Origin of the sequence: Tateyamaria rhodophyticola, from assembly GCF_047777875.1 — a bacterium.
Classification (GTDB): Bacteria; Pseudomonadota; Alphaproteobacteria; order Rhodobacterales; family Rhodobacteraceae; genus Tateyamaria.
This window is the reverse complement of the sequence record NZ_CP180519.1, coordinates 3,045,395-3,061,582: the sequence shown is the minus strand read 5'-3', so window position 1 is coordinate 3,061,582 and position 16,188 is coordinate 3,045,395. Positions and strand designations below refer to the sequence as shown.

Annotated in this window: 19 protein-coding genes; 8 read left to right on the top strand and 11 right to left on the bottom strand. The window is 62.3% G+C overall.

The window, feature by feature from the left end; all coding sequences use genetic code 11:
* The first annotated feature begins 3 nt into the window (after positions 1–3).
* From ACERHN_RS16515 to aat, 6 genes are all read left to right on the top strand, one after another.
* Complete coding sequence (locus ACERHN_RS16515; protein ID WP_415920116.1) at positions 4–1,203, top strand: branched-chain amino acid ABC transporter permease; 1,200 nt, start codon at positions 4–6, stop codon at positions 1,201–1,203.
* Positions 1,204–1,214: 11 nt separating this feature from the next.
* Positions 1,215–1,979 (top strand): ABC transporter ATP-binding protein, encoded by a 765-nt coding sequence (locus ACERHN_RS16510; protein WP_415920115.1) that lies wholly within the window; start codon positions 1,215–1,217, stop codon positions 1,977–1,979.
* A gap of 59 nt (positions 1,980–2,038) precedes the next feature.
* Positions 2,039–2,794, top strand: coding sequence for an ABC transporter ATP-binding protein (locus ACERHN_RS16505; protein WP_415920114.1), 756 nt, complete (start codon positions 2,039–2,041; stop codon positions 2,792–2,794).
* 172 nt (positions 2,795–2,966) lie between these two features.
* Positions 2,967–3,458 (top strand): acetyl-CoA carboxylase biotin carboxyl carrier protein, encoded by a 492-nt coding sequence (gene accB, locus ACERHN_RS16500; protein WP_415920113.1) that lies wholly within the window; start codon positions 2,967–2,969, stop codon positions 3,456–3,458.
* 12 nt (positions 3,459–3,470) lie between these two features.
* Positions 3,471–4,817: an acetyl-CoA carboxylase biotin carboxylase subunit gene (gene accC / locus ACERHN_RS16495; RefSeq protein WP_415920112.1), complete on the top strand. Its 1,347-nt coding sequence runs from the start codon at positions 3,471–3,473 to the stop codon at positions 4,815–4,817.
* Positions 4,818–4,851: 34 nt separating this feature from the next.
* Positions 4,852–5,490, top strand: a complete 639-nt coding sequence (gene aat, locus ACERHN_RS16490; protein ID WP_415920111.1) for a leucyl/phenylalanyl-tRNA--protein transferase — start codon at positions 4,852–4,854, stop codon at positions 5,488–5,490.
* On the opposite strand, the gene ACERHN_RS16485 is transcribed toward aat, so the two are convergent.
* From ACERHN_RS16485 to ACERHN_RS16475, 3 genes are read right to left on the bottom strand one after another with little or no spacing between them, the layout of a single operon-like run.
* Positions 5,454–5,813, bottom strand: a complete 360-nt coding sequence (locus ACERHN_RS16485) for a DUF2155 domain-containing protein (protein WP_415920110.1) — start codon at positions 5,811–5,813, stop codon at positions 5,454–5,456. The two genes, aat and ACERHN_RS16485, sit on opposite strands and share 37 nt — an antisense overlap.
* Complete coding sequence (gene mlaD / locus ACERHN_RS16480; protein ID WP_415920109.1) at positions 5,810–6,262, bottom strand: outer membrane lipid asymmetry maintenance protein MlaD; 453 nt, start codon at positions 6,260–6,262, stop codon at positions 5,810–5,812. Before mlaD ends, ACERHN_RS16485 begins: the two co-directional genes overlap by 4 nt.
* A gap of 11 nt (positions 6,263–6,273) precedes the next feature.
* The gene (locus ACERHN_RS16475; protein WP_415920108.1) at positions 6,274–6,657 is read right to left on the bottom strand and encodes an NADH:ubiquinone oxidoreductase subunit NDUFA12; all 384 of its coding nucleotides are present in this window, start codon (positions 6,655–6,657) and stop codon (positions 6,274–6,276) included.
* Between the two features lie 168 nt (positions 6,658–6,825).
* Between ACERHN_RS16475 and ACERHN_RS16470 the strand changes: the two genes are divergently transcribed.
* On the top strand, positions 6,826–8,595 hold the full coding sequence (locus ACERHN_RS16470) for an FkbM family methyltransferase (RefSeq protein WP_415920107.1): 1,770 nt from the start codon (positions 6,826–6,828) through the stop codon (positions 8,593–8,595).
* Here the strand turns inward: ACERHN_RS16470 and ACERHN_RS16465 are convergent.
* The 5 genes from ACERHN_RS16465 to ACERHN_RS16445 all read right to left on the bottom strand — a co-directional run bounded on the left by ACERHN_RS16465 (position 8,592) and on the right by ACERHN_RS16445 (position 11,978).
* Positions 8,592–8,957: a RidA family protein gene (locus ACERHN_RS16465; RefSeq protein WP_415920106.1), complete on the bottom strand. Its 366-nt coding sequence runs from the start codon at positions 8,955–8,957 to the stop codon at positions 8,592–8,594. The genes ACERHN_RS16470 and ACERHN_RS16465 overlap by 4 nt on opposite strands.
* Positions 8,958–9,000: 43 nt before the next feature.
* Complete coding sequence (locus tag ACERHN_RS16460) at positions 9,001–9,450, bottom strand: SRPBCC domain-containing protein (protein WP_415920105.1); 450 nt, start codon at positions 9,448–9,450, stop codon at positions 9,001–9,003.
* Positions 9,447–9,791 carry an ArsR/SmtB family transcription factor gene (locus tag ACERHN_RS16455; RefSeq protein ID WP_415920104.1) on the bottom strand — a complete coding sequence of 115 codons (345 nt, stop codon included), beginning with the start codon at positions 9,789–9,791 and terminating at the stop codon, positions 9,447–9,449. The genes ACERHN_RS16460 and ACERHN_RS16455 overlap by 4 nt, the downstream gene beginning before the upstream one ends.
* A 119-nt stretch (positions 9,792–9,910) precedes the next feature.
* Entirely contained in the window at positions 9,911–11,176 is a 1,266-nt protein-coding gene (gene clpX, locus ACERHN_RS16450) for an ATP-dependent Clp protease ATP-binding subunit ClpX (RefSeq protein ID WP_415920103.1), read from the bottom strand.
* 160 nt (positions 11,177–11,336) lie between these two features.
* A complete protein-coding gene (locus ACERHN_RS16445) occupies positions 11,337–11,978 on the bottom strand; it encodes an ATP-dependent Clp protease proteolytic subunit (RefSeq protein WP_415920102.1) in 642 nt (213 codons plus the stop codon).
* A 135-nt stretch (positions 11,979–12,113) separates the two neighbouring features.
* Between ACERHN_RS16445 and ACERHN_RS16440 the strand changes: the two genes are divergently transcribed.
* Positions 12,114–13,340 (top strand): FAD-binding domain-containing protein, encoded by a 1,227-nt coding sequence (locus tag ACERHN_RS16440; protein WP_415920101.1) that lies wholly within the window; start codon positions 12,114–12,116, stop codon positions 13,338–13,340.
* Positions 13,341–13,426: 86 nt separating this feature from the next.
* Here the strand turns inward: ACERHN_RS16440 and kynU are convergent, their stop codons facing one another.
* Genes kynU through ACERHN_RS16425 form a run of 3 tightly spaced genes read right to left on the bottom strand, consistent with a single transcriptional unit; the run spans position 13,427 to position 16,188 of the window.
* Positions 13,427–14,611: a kynureninase gene (gene kynU, locus ACERHN_RS16435; RefSeq protein WP_415920100.1), complete on the bottom strand. Its 1,185-nt coding sequence runs from the start codon at positions 14,609–14,611 to the stop codon at positions 13,427–13,429.
* Between the two features lie 35 nt (positions 14,612–14,646).
* Positions 14,647–15,378, bottom strand: coding sequence for a peptidase (locus ACERHN_RS16430; RefSeq protein WP_415920099.1), 732 nt, complete (start codon positions 15,376–15,378; stop codon positions 14,647–14,649).
* 9 nt (positions 15,379–15,387) lie between these two features.
* A complete protein-coding gene (locus tag ACERHN_RS16425; RefSeq protein ID WP_415920098.1) occupies positions 15,388–16,188 on the bottom strand; it encodes a transglutaminase family protein in 801 nt (266 codons plus the stop codon).

The following is a 16,188-nucleotide window of genomic DNA, read 5'->3' as shown; positions in this document are numbered from 1 at the left end:
GCCATGTTCGGACTGGACGCCAAAGACACCCGCCTGCTGATCCTCGTCGCGATCCTGACGATGGCAGCACCGTTTATCCTCAACCCCTTCCCCGAAGGCTCCGGCATGGCGCAATTCAACGCCGGATATCCCGACCTGATGCAACGCTTTGTCATCTTTGGGATCTTTGCCATCGGGTTCAACATCCTGTTCGGCCTCACCGGCTACCTCTCCTTTGGTCACGCGGCCTTTCTGGGGGTCGGCTCCTATGCCGGGATCTGGATGATGAAGCTGCTGACCATGAACGTGATCCCGGCCATCATGGTGTCGATTGTCGTGGCGGGCCTGTTCTCGCTGGCGGTGGGCTGGATCTCGCTCCGGCGCTCGGGCATCTACTTCTCGATCCTGACGCTGGCCTTTGCGCAGATGTCCTACAGCCTTGCCTATTCGGTGCTGACACCGATCACGGGCGGTGAAACGGGCCTGCAACCCAAGATCACGGACGCACGCATCCTCGACGGCGCGCTGGCCGAGGGTGAGACTCCGCGCGCCAACCTCTTTGGCCTCGAAATGGGATCCAGTTTCGAGCTGAACGTCGGCAACTGGCTCTTTACCTTCAACGCGGGCTACTACGTGGCGGCCATCGTGATGCTGCTGGCCTTCTACCTGTCGATCCGCATCTTCCGGTCGCCGTTTGGCATGATGCTGCGGGCGGTCAAATCGAACCAGCAGCGGCTGAACTACACCGGCCTCAACGCCAAACCCTACACATTGGCCGCTTTCGTCATCTCGGGCATGTATGCCGGTCTGGCCGGTGGTCTGATGGTGGCGATGGACACACAGGTGGGCGCGGAACGCATGTTCTGGACCGCATCGGGCGAGGTTGTTCTGATGAGCATCCTGGGCGGTGTCGGCACGCTGATCGGGCCCGTGCTGGGCGCCGGTGCGATCAAGTACATGGAAAACATCCTGTCCAAGATCAACAGCGACATCCTGCACACGTGGTTCGCGTTCCTGCCCGACGGGCTTGAGGATTTCGTGGTCACGCTGATCTATCCCTTCATCGGCAAGGGCTGGCACCTGACACTTGGCCTGATCTTCATGGCTGTGGTGATCTTCCTGCCCGGCGGTCTGGTTGAAGGTGGACAGCGAATTGCGCGCCTCTTTGGTCGCAAGAAGAAGCCCACCGACACGCCTGACGGCAAAACCACGCCTGCGGAATAAGGAGAAAACACATGGGTATCCTTGAAGTCAAAAACGTGGGCAAGCGGTTCGGTGGTCTGCAAGCGCTTGGGGACGTGAACCTGAGCGTGGCAGAAAACACCGTGCATGCCATCATCGGGCCAAACGGCGCGGGAAAGTCCACTCTGCTGAACTGTCTGGTGGGCAAGCTGATCCCCGACACCGGGTCGGTGATGTTCGACGGGCAATCCGTGCTGGGCCGCAAGCCCTACGAGATCAACCAGATGGGCATTTCGCGCGTGTTCCAGACGCCAGAGATCTTTGGCGAGCTGAGCGTGCTGGAAAACATGATGATCCCCTGTTTTGCCAAGCGGGACGGGTCGTTTACCGCCAATGCCATCATCAACATGATGAAGGACCGTGAAATCGTCGAACGCGCGGAACACATGCTCGAAGAGATGAACATGGCCGACGCGCGGAGTGACAACGCGGCGACCATGTCGCGGGGCAACAAGCGGCGTCTGGAGATCGGGATGTGCCTGGCACAGGAGCCGCGGCTGCTGCTTCTGGACGAACCGACGGCCGGTATGGCGCGCGCCGACACCAACAACACGATCGACCTGCTCAAACAGATCAAGGACGAGCGTGACATCACCATCTCGATCATCGAACACGACATGCATGTGGTGTTCAGCCTCGCCGAGCGGATCACCGTTCTGGCGCAAGGCACACCACTGGTCGAAGACACACCTGACAATATCAAAGGCCACCCGAAAGTGCGCGAAGCCTATCTCGGCGAAACCCAGGACGCGGCCTGACCCGGAGCGCGGACGAATTTTGCAAAATTCGTCGCCCCGCTCAAAACGGAGACTGACAGATGAACGTAAAACCCGACTTTTCCAAAGGCGTGAACCACGCGCAGACCGCGCCCGCCTTTCTCAGCGTATGGGACGTGCACGCCTATTACGGCGAAAGCTATATCGTGCAGGGCATCAGCTTTAACGTGCACGAAGGCGAGATCCTTGCGCTTTTGGGCCGCAACGGCGCGGGCAAGACCTCGGCCCTGCGCTCCATCGCCCGGATCGGCGATCCGGAGGTGCGGCACGGGGAAATCTGGCTGGACCACCAGCCGCTCCACAACATGTCCTCGCATGAGGCGTCTCAGGCAGGTCTGGGTCTCGTGCCCGAAGATCGCCGGATCATCCCCGGCCTCACGGTGGAAGAGAACCTGAAGCTTGCGCAGATCGCCCCCCCCATCGGCTGGTCCATCGAACGGCTCTACGACCTCTTTCCCCGCCTCGGGGAACGCCGCAACCAGGAAGGCGTGACCCTGTCGGGCGGTGAACAGCAGATGCTGTCGATTGCCCGCGCGCTGGCCCGCGACATCAAGGTCCTGCTGCTGGACGAACCCTACGAAGGGCTGGCCCCCGTGATCGTGGACGAGATCGAAAAGACCCTCGCCATCATCAAGGAACAGGGGATCACCACCATCCTCGTGGAGCAGAACGCCGTGCGCGCCCTGCAACTGGCCGACCGGGCCATCATCCTCGACACCGGTGGCATCGTCTTCGACGGCACCGCCGCCGAGGTTCTCGAAAACGAAGAGCTGCGCTCGGAATATCTCGCGATCTGAGACCGCCCGCTCTTTCGACAAAACCGCCCCGCCCTCCCGTTTGCGGGGCGTTTTTGCGTCGCCCGCCTGCCCCAACGTCAAAGGCGGTGCTTTCCACCGCGCCAATGCCCCGCTATAAGCGGCCCCGAGCAAGTGGGGCGCGCAGTGACCGCCCGTGGTGTTGAGGACGTAGATGACAAACAAATCCCATGATGCAGACGTGGCCTTTATCAAGGCACTGGCGGAACTGCTGCGTGAGAACGACCTGACGGAATTGCAGGTCAAACGTGAATACGGCGAAGACGACAGCCTGAACGTCCGCGTGTCACGTCAGATGATGCAGGCCGCTGCAGCGGCCGCGCCGACGCAAGTGGCCGTTGCGGCCCCGTCTGCCGCGCCTGCGCCTGCCGCCCCTGCTGCGGCAGAACCTGCCGCTGATCCGGCCAATGATCCCGGCGCCGTGACGTCGCCCATGGTCGGCACAGTGTACCTGCAGGCCGAACCGGGCGCGCCCGCCTTTGTCAGCGTCGGTGCCAAAGTGGCCGAAGGCGACACGTTGATGATCGTTGAGGCGATGAAGACCATGAACCACATCCCCGCCCCGCGCGCGGGCACCGTCAAGCGCATCCTCGTCGACGATGGCGCCGCGGTCGAGTTTGGTGCCCCGCTCGTGATCCTCGAATAAGGGGCGCGCGCCATGTTCAATAAAATCCTAGTGGCCAACCGGGGCGAGATTGCCCTGCGCGTGATCCGTGCCGCCCGTGAGATGGGTGTGGCGACGGTGGCGGTGCACTCGACCGCAGATGCCGACGCCATGCATGTGCGTATGGCGGACGAATCCGTCTGCATTGGCCCTCCCGCCTCGCCGCAATCCTACCTCAGCTTTCCCGCGATCATCTCTGCTTGCGAGATCACGGGGGCCGAAGCGATCCACCCCGGCTACGGCTTTCTGTCGGAAAACGCGCAATTTGTGCAGATCGTCGAGGATCACGGCCTGACATTTATCGGCCCTACGGCAGAACATATCCGGGTCATGGGCGACAAGATCACGGCCAAGGACACGATGAAGGCGCTTGGCGTGCCCTGCGTGCCCGGCTCTGACGGCGGGGTGGCGACGCTGGAGGAAGCGAAGGCCTTGGGCGAAGAGATGGGCTATCCCGTCATCATCAAGGCCACGGCAGGTGGCGGCGGGCGCGGTATGAAAGTGGCGCAAACCGCCGCTGACATGGAAAGCGCGTTCATGACCGCGCGGGCCGAAGGCAAGGCCGCCTTTGGCAATGACGAAGTCTATATCGAGAAATACCTGACCACACCGCGCCATATCGAGATCCAGGTGTTCGGCGATGGCAAGGGCCGCGCGGTCCATCTGGGCGAACGGGATTGTTCGCTGCAACGCCGCCACCAAAAGGTATTCGAAGAGGCCCCCGGCCCTGCGATTTCCGCCGAAGAACGCGCGGCCATCGGCAAGGTCTGTGCCGATGCGGTGGCCAAGATCAACTATATCGGCGCTGGCACGATCGAGTTCCTGTACGAAAAGGGCGAGTTCTATTTCATCGAGATGAACACCCGCCTGCAGGTCGAACATCCCGTGACCGAGGCGATCTTTGGCGTGGACCTCGTGCGCGAACAGATCCGCGTGGCCTCCGGTCTGGACATGTCGTTGCAGCAGGACGACCTGACCATCAACGGCCACTCGATCGAGGTGCGGCTCAACGCGGAAAAACTGCCCAGTTTTTCGCCCTCCCCCGGCACGATCACGCAGTATCATGCGCCGGGCGGTCTTGGCGTGCGGATGGACAGCGCGCTTTATGACGGCTACCGCATCCCGCCCTATTACGACAGCCTGATCGGCAAGTTGATCGTGCACGGGCGCGACCGGGCCGAGGCGCTGGCGCGCCTGAACCGGGCCCTGGGCGAGTTGATCATTGACGGCATCGACACCACAGTGCCCCTGTTCCACGCCCTGCTGGCCGAAGACGACATCCACACCGGGGATTACAACATTCACTGGCTGGAAAAGTGGCTGGAGGCGCAGGAGGGCTGAGCGCCGCCCGCCCTCACCGCGGGAGAGACCGGCCATGACCGAACCGATCCTGACGCCATCCCTGCTGCTCAGGGGTTATGCCAACGGGATATTCCCGATGGCGGAGTCGCGGGACGACCCGGAGGTGTTCTGGGTCGATCCCAAACGCCGGGGCGTGTTGCCGCTGGATGGGTTCCACATGTCACGGTCGCTGGCCCGTGCGATGCGTCGCTGTCCGTGGAAGGTGCGGCTTGATCATGACTTTGAGGCCGTGGTGGACGGGTGCGCCGACCGGGTCGACACCTGGATCAATCCGGAAATCCGCCGTCTTTACATGGCGTTGCACATGCGGGCGCAGGCGCATTCCTTTGAGCTGTGGGATGGCCCGGACCTTGTTGGCGGGGTCTATGGCGTTGTGCTGGGTGGTGCATTTTTCGGGGAAAGTATGTTTTCGCGGCGCACCAACGCCTCGAAAATCGCGCTGGCTGTGGCGGTTGATCACCTGCGCCGCTGCGGATTTGTCCTTTTTGATACGCAGTTCCTGACGGAACATCTGGCCAGCCTTGGTGCGATTGAAATCAGCCGGTCCGAGTACCGCCACCAACTGGCCCACGCGCTGGATGTTCCGGCACGTCTCAAACGGACGTTGTCACCGCTTCAGGATGTGGTGCAGCGCATGACCCAGACGTCATAACGCGCATGTTCCATCGGGTTCAGACCCGGCGCCGACGCCACCATCCAACCGGAAAACACCACACCTTCGCGGCCCAGTTCGGTGATTTGCAGCCCGGCATAGGCGTTACCCGACGGGTTGCCCACCGGATAGCGGCATTCAGTCAATGTGATGTTGAGGCGTTCGAACTGCACCGTCCGGCCCGCAGGCAGTTCAATGTCGACCACCTCGCCGCTGAACTTGTCGAGACCGCGTAGCACCGCGCCACTGGCATTTTCGGTCTGTACCTGCGCCGCCGCACAGGTGGCACTCGCGACCAGAACGGCAAGGAGCGTCCGTATCACTCGCCCTCTCCGCCAGAGACAAAGCGCAATAGCAGCGAAATCAGGCTGACCGACCCTTGGGTGTCCGTGATCTCATCCCCCGACGCGAAGTAAAACGGCGATCCGCCCGGCACGATTTCCACGAAGTTGCCGCCAAGCAGCCCTTCGGAGCTGATCACGATGGCGCTGTCATCTGGCACCTGGGTCGCGGCGGACAAGGTCACGGTTGTATCCGCCCGGTAGGTTTCGGGGTTCAGCGCAACATCCGTCACCGTGCCCACCTTGACCCCGGCCAGCCGCACATCGGTGCCGACATTCACGCCCTCGACACTGCGAAAACTCGCCGTCAGCGGATAGCTGTCGCCGCCGCCACTGCCCACGCCCGCAACTTGCGCGCCATAGACGCCAAATGCGATGGCTGCCGCCAGAACGGCACCGCCCACCAGAACTTCGGTTGTGTTCTCTGCCATGTCAGCGCCCCCTATTCAGGGCTCCACGCTTCGTAATCGGAGCGGTCGGCGGGTTCCGCACGACGGATTGACCCCGCAGGCGCATAGGCCATGGCCGTTCCGGTCAGGTTCGGCTGATGCGGCTTTTCCCATGTCTTGTGCACAAGCGGCTTGTCGCTGGGCAATTCGTCCCATGTCCGGTGCAGCCACCCGTGCCAGTCCGGGTCCACCCGGCTCGCCTCGGCCTCACCGTTATAGATCACCCAACGCTTGGCATCATCACGGGTGCGGTAGAACACGTTGCCCTGGCTGTCTTCGCCCACGCGCTCGCCCTTGCGCCAGGTAAAGACCTGCGTGCCGATTGTCTGGCTGTTCCACCACGTGACCGCCCGCAACAGTGTATTGAGAATGCCCATCGGCGCCTCCTTGCTCTTGTCTCCGTATATGGAGAACTCCGCGCCAGCCGTCCAGTGGTTGGGGTGCCGCAGGCGCGGCTCTGTGCCGATCTTGTCCAGTTTTTGTTAGCTCCGTGGCGCTACACCGCGTAATAAGAGAAAAAACATATAAAGTTGAGACGCAGTCCCATGGCGAAAAAGACCCCGGAACACGCCGCTTTGTGCCATGGCGTGATGGTGCCCGCATCCCCGTTCCTGAACGATGCGCGGGTGCGTCGCATGAACGAGGGCACCTATGAGGGGCAAGAAATCAAGGGCGCGCTGGAGCTGATCCGCAAGGGCGACCGCGTGATGGAAATGGGGGCTGGCCTCGGCGTTGTGGGGGCTGTGATTGCCAAGAACGCAAAGCCCGAAGCGGTTCTGTCGTTCGAGGCCAACCCGAACCTGCTGCCGCATATCCGCGGGCTCTACGAGGTCAACGGGTTGCAGGACCGGATCGAGGTTCGGCACAATGTTGTGGTCGCAGCACCAAAGCCGCCCGAACATGTCACGTTCCATCTGCGGACCTCGTTTCTCGGGTCTTCGCTGGTCGAGCAGGACAAGCGGCGCACAACCCCCGTCGATGTGCCCACCGTCGCCTATGACGCCGTTGTTGACGAATTTCGCCCCGACGTGCTGGTCATGGACATCGAAGGCGGCGAACAGGATTTTCTGCGCCACGCCGATTTGCGCGGCATCCGCGCGATCATCATCGAATTTCACCCCAAGGTGTACGGCCGTTCCGGCGCCCATGACTGCAAGACGATCCTGCAAAACGCCGGCTTTGAGAAGTGCAAGGATATCTCGACCCGGTTCGTGTGGGCCTGCACCCGCCCCGAGTGGCAGGCGCATCCCGACGCCTCATGGCCGCGCGCCTCCTTTGGCTGGTCCCAGACAATCGAGACGGTGAAGAAAGCGACCGTCATGCCGCCCGAAGGCGATTTGTTGATCGGGCCGTCCGGCGTGCAGACGGCGAAAGGCGACGACGTGCCCGCCAGCGCCCATTGGCGCAACACCCGGCGGCTGACCCTGCCGTTTGACCGGCCTGCAACGCGGAAGAAAGTGGCGGGACGCTGGCTCTGGGGCGGGATGCTCTACTGGAACTTTGCGCATTTTGTCGCCGAATCCCTAGGCCGTCTCTGGGCGCTGGAGGCAGAGGAAAAACCCTTTGACGGCATCGTTTTCGTGCCCCGTCGCGGTGGCACGCGCACGGGCCTGTTGTCGTTCCAGAAAGGGGTCTTTGACGCGTTGGGCATCGACGTGCCGATCATGGTCGCTGACGCAGCGCTCGAGGTCGAAGAACTGGTTGTGCCGGGTCAGGGATTTGGCCTTGGTGCGATATCCGCGGGCACACCGGCCTACCGCGATTTCGCGCGCGCCCGGTTTGGTGCGGATATCGAGGCGGATGGGCCCGACCGGCTCTATATCTCACGCAGCAAGCTGCCCGCCGGGCGTGGTGGTCTGCTGGGTGAAAGCGTGCTCGAAGCGCATCTGGCCGACGAGGGATACACCGTCTTTTGCCCGGAAGAGCATGATATCGCGACACAAATCGCCCACTATAAGGCGGCGAAACAGATCATCTCCTGCGACGGCTCGGCGCTGCACCTCTTTGCCATGTGCGGGCGCGCGGATCAGGAACTCGCCATGATCATCCGGCGCAAATCGGCGGCGACCCAGTTGATCACGCGGCACTTGACGGCCTTCACCGGGCGCGCCCCGCTTGAGGTCAACTGCCTGCGCGCCGAATGGCAGCATCCGAATTCGAAACGAGCCCGCACAGCAGTGGGTGAGCCGGATATGGCCGCCCTGCAAGAGGCCCTGCGCACGGGCGGTTTTGTGTCGGGCGACGCCACTTGGGACCCCCTAAGCGAAGATTACATCCGCACGGCGCTCGGCCCCCGCTACAAAGTCGCAGCCTAGGCCGCAGGGCGATAGGCGGTCACCTCAATCTCGATCCGGTATTTCGGATCAATGAGGCCGCATTCGATCATCGTCGCCGCAGGTGGGTTGGCCCCAAAGGTCTCTGACAACAGCGGCCAGCACGGTTCAAACTCGTGCCGGTCGGGCAGCATATAGGTGACCCGCACCACATCGGCCCAGTCCGCGCCCGCCTCACGCAGTGCCCCGTGAATGATCCGCAGCGCATCGCGACACTGATCCACGACCGTATCGCCCTGCCCCACCGTGCCCGCCACGTGGACCCAATCGCCCGCGACCACAGCACGGCAATAGCCGATCTTTGGTTCAAACGCGCCGCCGGAATGAATGCGTGTGATGCTCATGTCGCTCTCCTGTGCTTGACCGCATAGAGAGGTGCGCAGGCGCTCAGGTCAAGTGACGGTCAAGCGCATCCATGGCGTGGGTCCAACCGCCTTCGATCTCGCCCATCATCTCTGCACCGGCAAAGTTCGCAATATGGACCGTGGCGCGCAACCGCGTGCCTGTGTCCGCCGCATCCAACTCAAAGGTTGCAAAGCTCGTGGCGAGCAATGCGCCCTCGGCGCTGAGCGTTTCGGCGTAGATCAGGCGCGCGGGCGCTTCCATCACGATCCAGTCGGTCGCCACATCCACATACGGATTGTCGCGCGGCCCGACGCGGGACATCTCGCGACGCCCCGCTACGGGCATATCCGTGCTGGCAATCTCAACCACAAACCCGGTATCGGGCGGGCCCCAGGCCATGCGCTCGGCCGGTGATGTCAGCGCGGTGAACACCCGCTCCGGTGCGGCCGCCATCGTCCGGTCAAACTGCAATTGTCCAAATTCGGTGCTCATTGTTTGCGCTCCTGTGTTGTCGCATCGAGATGGGCGGCCAATCGATCCAGCTTGCCCGCCCAGCGGCCGCGCGCCTGCGCCAGCCAGGTTTCCGCCGGACCAAGCGCATCCGCGCACAATGTGCAGACCCGCACGCGCCCGTCCTTGCGGCTGGTCATCAGCCCGGCGGCCTCTAACCGGTCGAGATGCTTGAGAAAGCTGGGCAGCGCCATGTCATGTGACGCGGCGAGGGTTGAGACCGGCAGCGGCCCGGAGATCAGCGCGTCGATGACCGCCCGCCGCGTCGGATCAGACAGGGCGGCGAACAGCGGTGACAGGGTATCGGGATGATTGTTAGCCATATGGCTTAATAACCGGAGCATGACGGCTCTGCAATGAAAAGTTAGCCAAAAAGCTAAGTTTAAGGTCAAAAAAAGAGCGAGCCGTGGCCCGCTCCTTTAAAATCAACAGCTTATAGGGATCACCCTGCGCTGGCCGGTTCCTTTTCCGCATCGGCATAGATCATGAGAGGTGCGGCATCGGAATTCACCGCCTCTTCGTTCACAACCACTTCGGTCACCTGTTCCAGCCCGGGCAGGTCGAACATCGTATCGAGCAGAATGTCCTCCAGGATCGAGCGCAGACCCCGCGCACCGGTTTTGCGTTCGATCGCCCGTTTGGCAATCGCCTGCAGCGCATCGTCGGTAAAGGTGAGGTCGGTGTCTTCGAGCTCGAAGAGGCGCTGATACTGCTTGACCAGCGCGTTCTTGGGCGCCGTCAGGATCGTCACCAACGCATCCTCGTCCAGATCCTCGAGCGTCGCCAAAACCGGCAGACGACCGACGAATTCCGGGATCAGGCCGAATTTCAGCAGGTCTTCGGGTTCCAGATCGGTAAAGATTTCGCCCACGCCGCGCGCATCATTGTCCCGCACGTCGGCGCCAAAGCCCATGGCGGACCCCTTGCCGCGCTGTGCGATGATCTTGTCGAGGCCCGCGAACGCGCCGCCGCAGATGAACAGGATGTTGGTCGTGTCCACTTGGAGGAATTCCTGTTGCGGATGCTTGCGCCCACCCTGCGGCGGAACGGAGGCCACGGTGCCTTCCATCAGCTTCAGAAGCGCCTGTTGCACGCCCTCGCCCGACACGTCGCGTGTGATCGACGGGTTCTCGGACTTGCGCGTGATCTTGTCGACCTCGTCGATATAGACGATGCCGCGCTGTGCGCGCTCCACATTGTATTCGGACGCCTGCAACAGCTTGAGAATGATGTTCTCGACGTCTTCACCGACATAGCCCGCTTCGGTCAGTGTCGTGGCATCCGCCATGGTGAACGGCACATCCAGGATGCGCGCCAGCGTCTGGGCCAGCAACGTCTTGCCGCAGCCGGTTGGACCGATCAGCAGGATGTTGGATTTCGCAAGCTCGATATCCCCGCCCTTCTGGGCGTGGTTGAGCCGTTTGTAGTGATTGTGCACCGCAACCGACAACACCCGCTTCGCGGTTGCCTGTCCGATCACGTAATCATCCAGAACGCCACAGATATCCTTGGGCGTCGGCACGCCGTCTGTTGCCTTTAGGCCGCTGGCCTTTGTCTCTTCGCGGATGATGTCCATGCACAGCTCGACGCATTCATCGCAGATGAAAACCGTCGGCCCTGCGATCAGCTTGCGCACCTCATGCTGGCTCTTGCCGCAAAAGCTGCAATAGAGGGTATTTTTGCTGTCGCCGCCAGAATTCGTGGCCATGTCGCGTCCTTTCCGGCCAAAGCCGTAGTCTTGGTGCCGGTCAAACCGGCGCGCGCCCCGCGTGTTCCGTCCAGCTTAGGACAGGCCCGCGGGGTCCACAATCGTCTTTTTGCGCTTCCTTCGGGTCGCGCGGGGCACACGTTTGCGTGTGCCCAAATCATCACGCGTCTTCGTCGTCACCCTTGACCCGGTTTTCCACGATTTCGTCGAGATGGCCCCAGTCTTTGGCCTCTTCCGGTGTCATCCACGTGTCGCGGTCCAGCGCGTTTTGCACGGTCTCGTAATCCTGCCCGGCATGTTTGACATAAAGCTGGTAAATCCGCTCGCGCGTCCGTTCGATGTGACGGGCCGAGATCAGCATATCCGCCGCCATCCCCTGCGCACCGCCAGAGGGCTGGTGCACCATCACCTCCGAATTGGGCAGGGCAAAGCGCATACCCGGCTCACCACCGATGGCAATGACCGACCCCATGGACGCCGCCATGCCACAGATCAGCGTGGACACCTTGGGTTTGATGTACTGCATCGTGTCGTAGATCGAAAACCCGGCTGTCACCTCGCCACCCGGCGAATTGACATACATGCTGATTTCCTTGGTCGGGTTTTCCGCCTCGAGATGCAGCAGCTGCGCCACGACAAGGTGGCTCATCCCCGAATGAATGGGCCCGTTGATGAAAACAATCCGCTCCTTCAGCAGGCGCGAAAAAATGTCATAGGCCCGTTCGCCCCGGCTGGTCTGTTCGACCACCATGGGCACCAGATTGTTGGTAAAATTCGCGTATTGATCAATGGGGTCACGCATGTTCGTCCTGCCTCGTCAGATCTGTCGCGGGACCATACCCGCAAAAGAGTTACGTGAGTCTTAGTGTCGGCCCGAGGGGGCTGCAAGGGCACGCGAACGCTTGAAGCGCCGCACGCGCCCGCTAACTCGCGCTGCATGACCGAAGCCCTGACCCGTTTTCCGCCCAACCGAACCGCCGCGCTGGAGCGATTGCACAGCTTTCTGCCCCATGCCGGACGCGACTATGCCGCGCGTCGCAACTATGACCTGGGCCGTGACCGCCACACCGGCGTGTCCTGCCTGTCGCCTTACCTGCGCGCGCGGCTTCTGACCGAAGCCGAGGTGCTAGAGGCCACGCTTGCGCGCCATAGCCCGCAAGCGGCGGAGAAATTCATTCAGGAAGTCTATTGGCGGACCTATTGGAAAGGCTGGCTGCAAATGCGGCCAAGTGTCTGGAGCCGCTATCAAAACGACCTCGCACGCGCGGTCGATGACATTCAGACGCAATCGGGCCTGCGCGACCGCTGGACCGCGGCCTGCAAGGGCGAAACGGAGATCGACTGTTTCAACGCGTGGGCGCAGGAGCTTGTCGAAACCGGGTATCTGCACAACCACGCCCGGATGTGGTTTGCCTCGATCTGGATCTTTACGCTGCAATTGCCGTGGGAGCTGGGCGCGGATTTCTTTCTGCGGCACCTGCTCGACGGGGATCCTGCGTCCAACACGCTGGGCTGGCGATGGGTGGCGGGGCAACAGACACCGGGCAAGACCTATCTTGCCCGCACCTCCAACATCTCCAAATACACCGAAGGGCGGTTTGCACCGAAATGGCAGTTGGCCGGAGAGGCGCCCGCCGTGCCCGGTGCGCCCAATCCCGAGCGCCAGCCCTTGCGCCCGCCGCAGCCCCTGCAATCGGGCGCACGCAGCGGCCTTTTGTTGCATGATGATGACCTGAGCCCCGGCTTTGTCCTGGACCGCGGGCTGGAGCCGGTGGCAACCGCATGGATCAACACCCGTCCCCACCTGTCGCCACTCATGCAGACGCCCCATGTGGCGGCGTTCGCAGACGCCGCAGCGGATGACGTGATCGCGCGTTTTGGCGCGCGGCTTGGCCCTGTCACCCGGCTGGAGCCTTCGGCAGAGGCGATCGCGGCCTGGGCTGCGGAAAACCATGTTGAACAGATCGTGACACCCGAAGCCCCCATTGGACCAGCGGCGACGCTGCTGGATGCCTGTGATCGGCTGGCGGACAGCCCGGACGTGACCCGCCTGCGCCGCGCCTATGACGACACGGCATGGCCCCATGCCACGCATGGTTTTTTCCGGTTCAAGGACAAGATACCGGCGCTGCTCGGCCAATTGCGCGGCTTGCAAAGCACGTAACGCTCGCCCTGTTGCTTATGGGACGGCGGGCGGGGCGCCTTTGCGCATTGCGCAAACAGCGTCCGACCGTCGGCATCAAGTCACACTCAGGTCACGGCGGCGCGTGTCTTGTACACCGGATCATCCCACAGCCGGTCCCGCATCACGACCTCGATATGATCCACCGCCGCCCGCACATCATCCGCATCCAGATACAGCGGCGTGAACCCGAACCGCATGATGTCGGGACTGCGGAAATCTCCGATCACACCGCGCGCGATCAACGCCTGCATCGCCGCATACCCTTCGTCAAAAGCAAAGGACACCTGGCTGCCACGCATATTCGGATCCCGCGGGCTGGCCAGCCTCAATTCCGGCGCGCGCGCCTCAACCTCAGAGATGAACAATTCCTGCAAAGCCACTGAAGCGGCACGCAATTCCGAGATATCCACAGCGTCCCAAACATCCAGTGCCGCCTCCAGCGCGGCCATCTGGATCACCGGCGGCGTCCCCACGCGCATCCGTCCTATTCCGGGTGCTGGCCGATAATCGAGGTCAAAGGCAAAGGGCGCATCATGGCCCAACCAGCCCGCCAACACAGGCTCCACGCGCTCTGCCAAATCCGCGCGCGCATAGATAAAGGCCGGCGCACCGGGGCCACCGTTGAGGTATTTATACGTGCATCCAACCGCAAATGCGCATCCGCACGCTGCCACGTCTACCGGCACCGCGCCCGCCGAATGGGCCAGATCCCACACCATCACGGCCCCCGCTGCATGGGCGCGCTCCGTGATCTGGCGCATGTCATGCATGCGGCCCGTGCGGTAATCCACCTGCGTCAGCAAAACCACCGCCACCTGGTCGTCCATCGCCTCCGCAACCTCCTCCGGTGCCACAAGCCGCAGCTCGTATCCCCGGTCCAGCGCATCAATCAGCCCCTGCACCATATAGAGATCCGTCGGGAAATTGCCGGTATCGCTCAGGATCACCCGCCGGTCGGGCACCATGTTCAACGCCGCAGCCACCGCCTGATAGACTTTTACCGACAGCGTATCGCCCATCACGACCGTGCCCGCAGGCGCGCCGATCAAACGGCCCACACGGTCGCCGACGCGGTCCGGCTGATCCATCCATCCCGCCGCGTTCCAGCCGCGGATCAACATCTGACCCCACTCGTCCTGCATCATCGCCGCCACCCGCGCAGACGCGGCCTTGGGCAACGGTCCAAGAGAGTTGCCGTCGAGGTAAATCACCCCTGTGGGTAACTCGAAAAACTCTTTCTTAAGAACCACGTGACCGCCCTTCCTCATGCATCGCACAAACTTTTTCAGTCGAGCTCGAAATCCGGCAGACTGTCGAGCGCCTGGCGCAACGCTTCGCCCCAGCCTTGTGATATCTCCATGAAATAGGCGTTGTCCTGTTCGATGCGACCCGTGTGACCCTTGGTCAGACTGCCTTCGTCATAGACGTGGTAATCAAACGGCATGCCCACCGTCAGGTTTGCCTTGAGCGTCGAATCGAAACTCACCAGCAACAGCTTAATCGCCTCTTCGAACCCCATGGCAGGATCATAGGCGCGCACGAGGATGGGTCGGCCGTACTTCATCTCGCCGATCTGAAAGAACGGCGTGTCCTCTCCGGCCTCGATGAAATTGCCTTCGGGATAGATCAGAAACATACGCGGCGGCCCGCCCGCGATCTGCCCACCAAGGATGATCGTCGCCCCGAACGCATCTGCCGATTGACCCTCTCCGGCCTGGTCCGAAATCACCTCGCGCAACGTCTCTGCAATCAGGCGCGCCGCCTGAAACATCGACGGCACCGACAAGAGCGCGGGCGCACGGTCATCCGGCGCCTTTGAGCGTTCTTCCAGCAGGCTGATCACCGCCTGCGTCGTGGCCAGATTGCCGGCCGTCATCACGGTCAGCATCCGTTCGCCCGGCACTTCCCAATGAAACATCTTCTGAAAGGTGGAAATATTGTCGAGCCCCGCATTGGTGCGCGTGTCCGACATAAAGACGAGGCCCCGGTCCAGAACCATCCCAACGCAATAGGTCATGCGGTGCCCTTACTGCTGTGCCACTTCGATATCGACGCGCAGGGTCTCGCCCGCGCCGCCAATCCGTGTCCCCGTTACAGGAGCAGCCTCAAGATAGTCCAGCCCCGTCGCAACCCGCACATACCGCGTGTCCGGTGAAATGCTGTTCGAGACGTCAAACCCGACCCAGCCCAGACCGTCCACATGCGCCTCGGCCCAGGCGTGCATCGCATCCTGCGCCTCGCGATCATTCAGCATCAGGTAACCGGACACGTAGCGCGCAGGAAAACCCATTTCGCGGGCCGCGGCGACAAAGATATGCGTGTGGTCCTGACATACGCCCCGCCCCGCCTCCAGCGCCTGCTCGGCGGTCCAGTCCGGGTCAGATGCACCAATCTCATACGCAACGGCCGTCCGTACGTCGGCCATCAACTGGTGCAACCGGTCGACGTCGCTGCCCCCGTCCTCCACCGCGCGGACAAGGGCGCGCACGCCCGGCCCGGCCTGGGTCAGCGGTGTCGCGCGGCGGTAGAGCCACAGGGGCGACGGTCCCTTGTGCTTGCCCATGACACCCGCAGTGTCGTCAATGTCGACCACACCGGTCGAGGTCACAACCACCTCGGTCACGTCGCGATCGAAACTGATCAGTTCGACCACATTGTTGTGGTGATCCTCGAACCCCACCTCGCGCGCGCCACCGGAAATCTCGGTCTGCCACGCGGACACGTTCTGTCCCCATGTGGATTTCGGCGTCTTGCGCAGCTGTTGCAGCCCGTATGCCACGGGGTCAGCAAAGCTGTAGGTGGTGATATGGCGAATGGACAGGCGCAT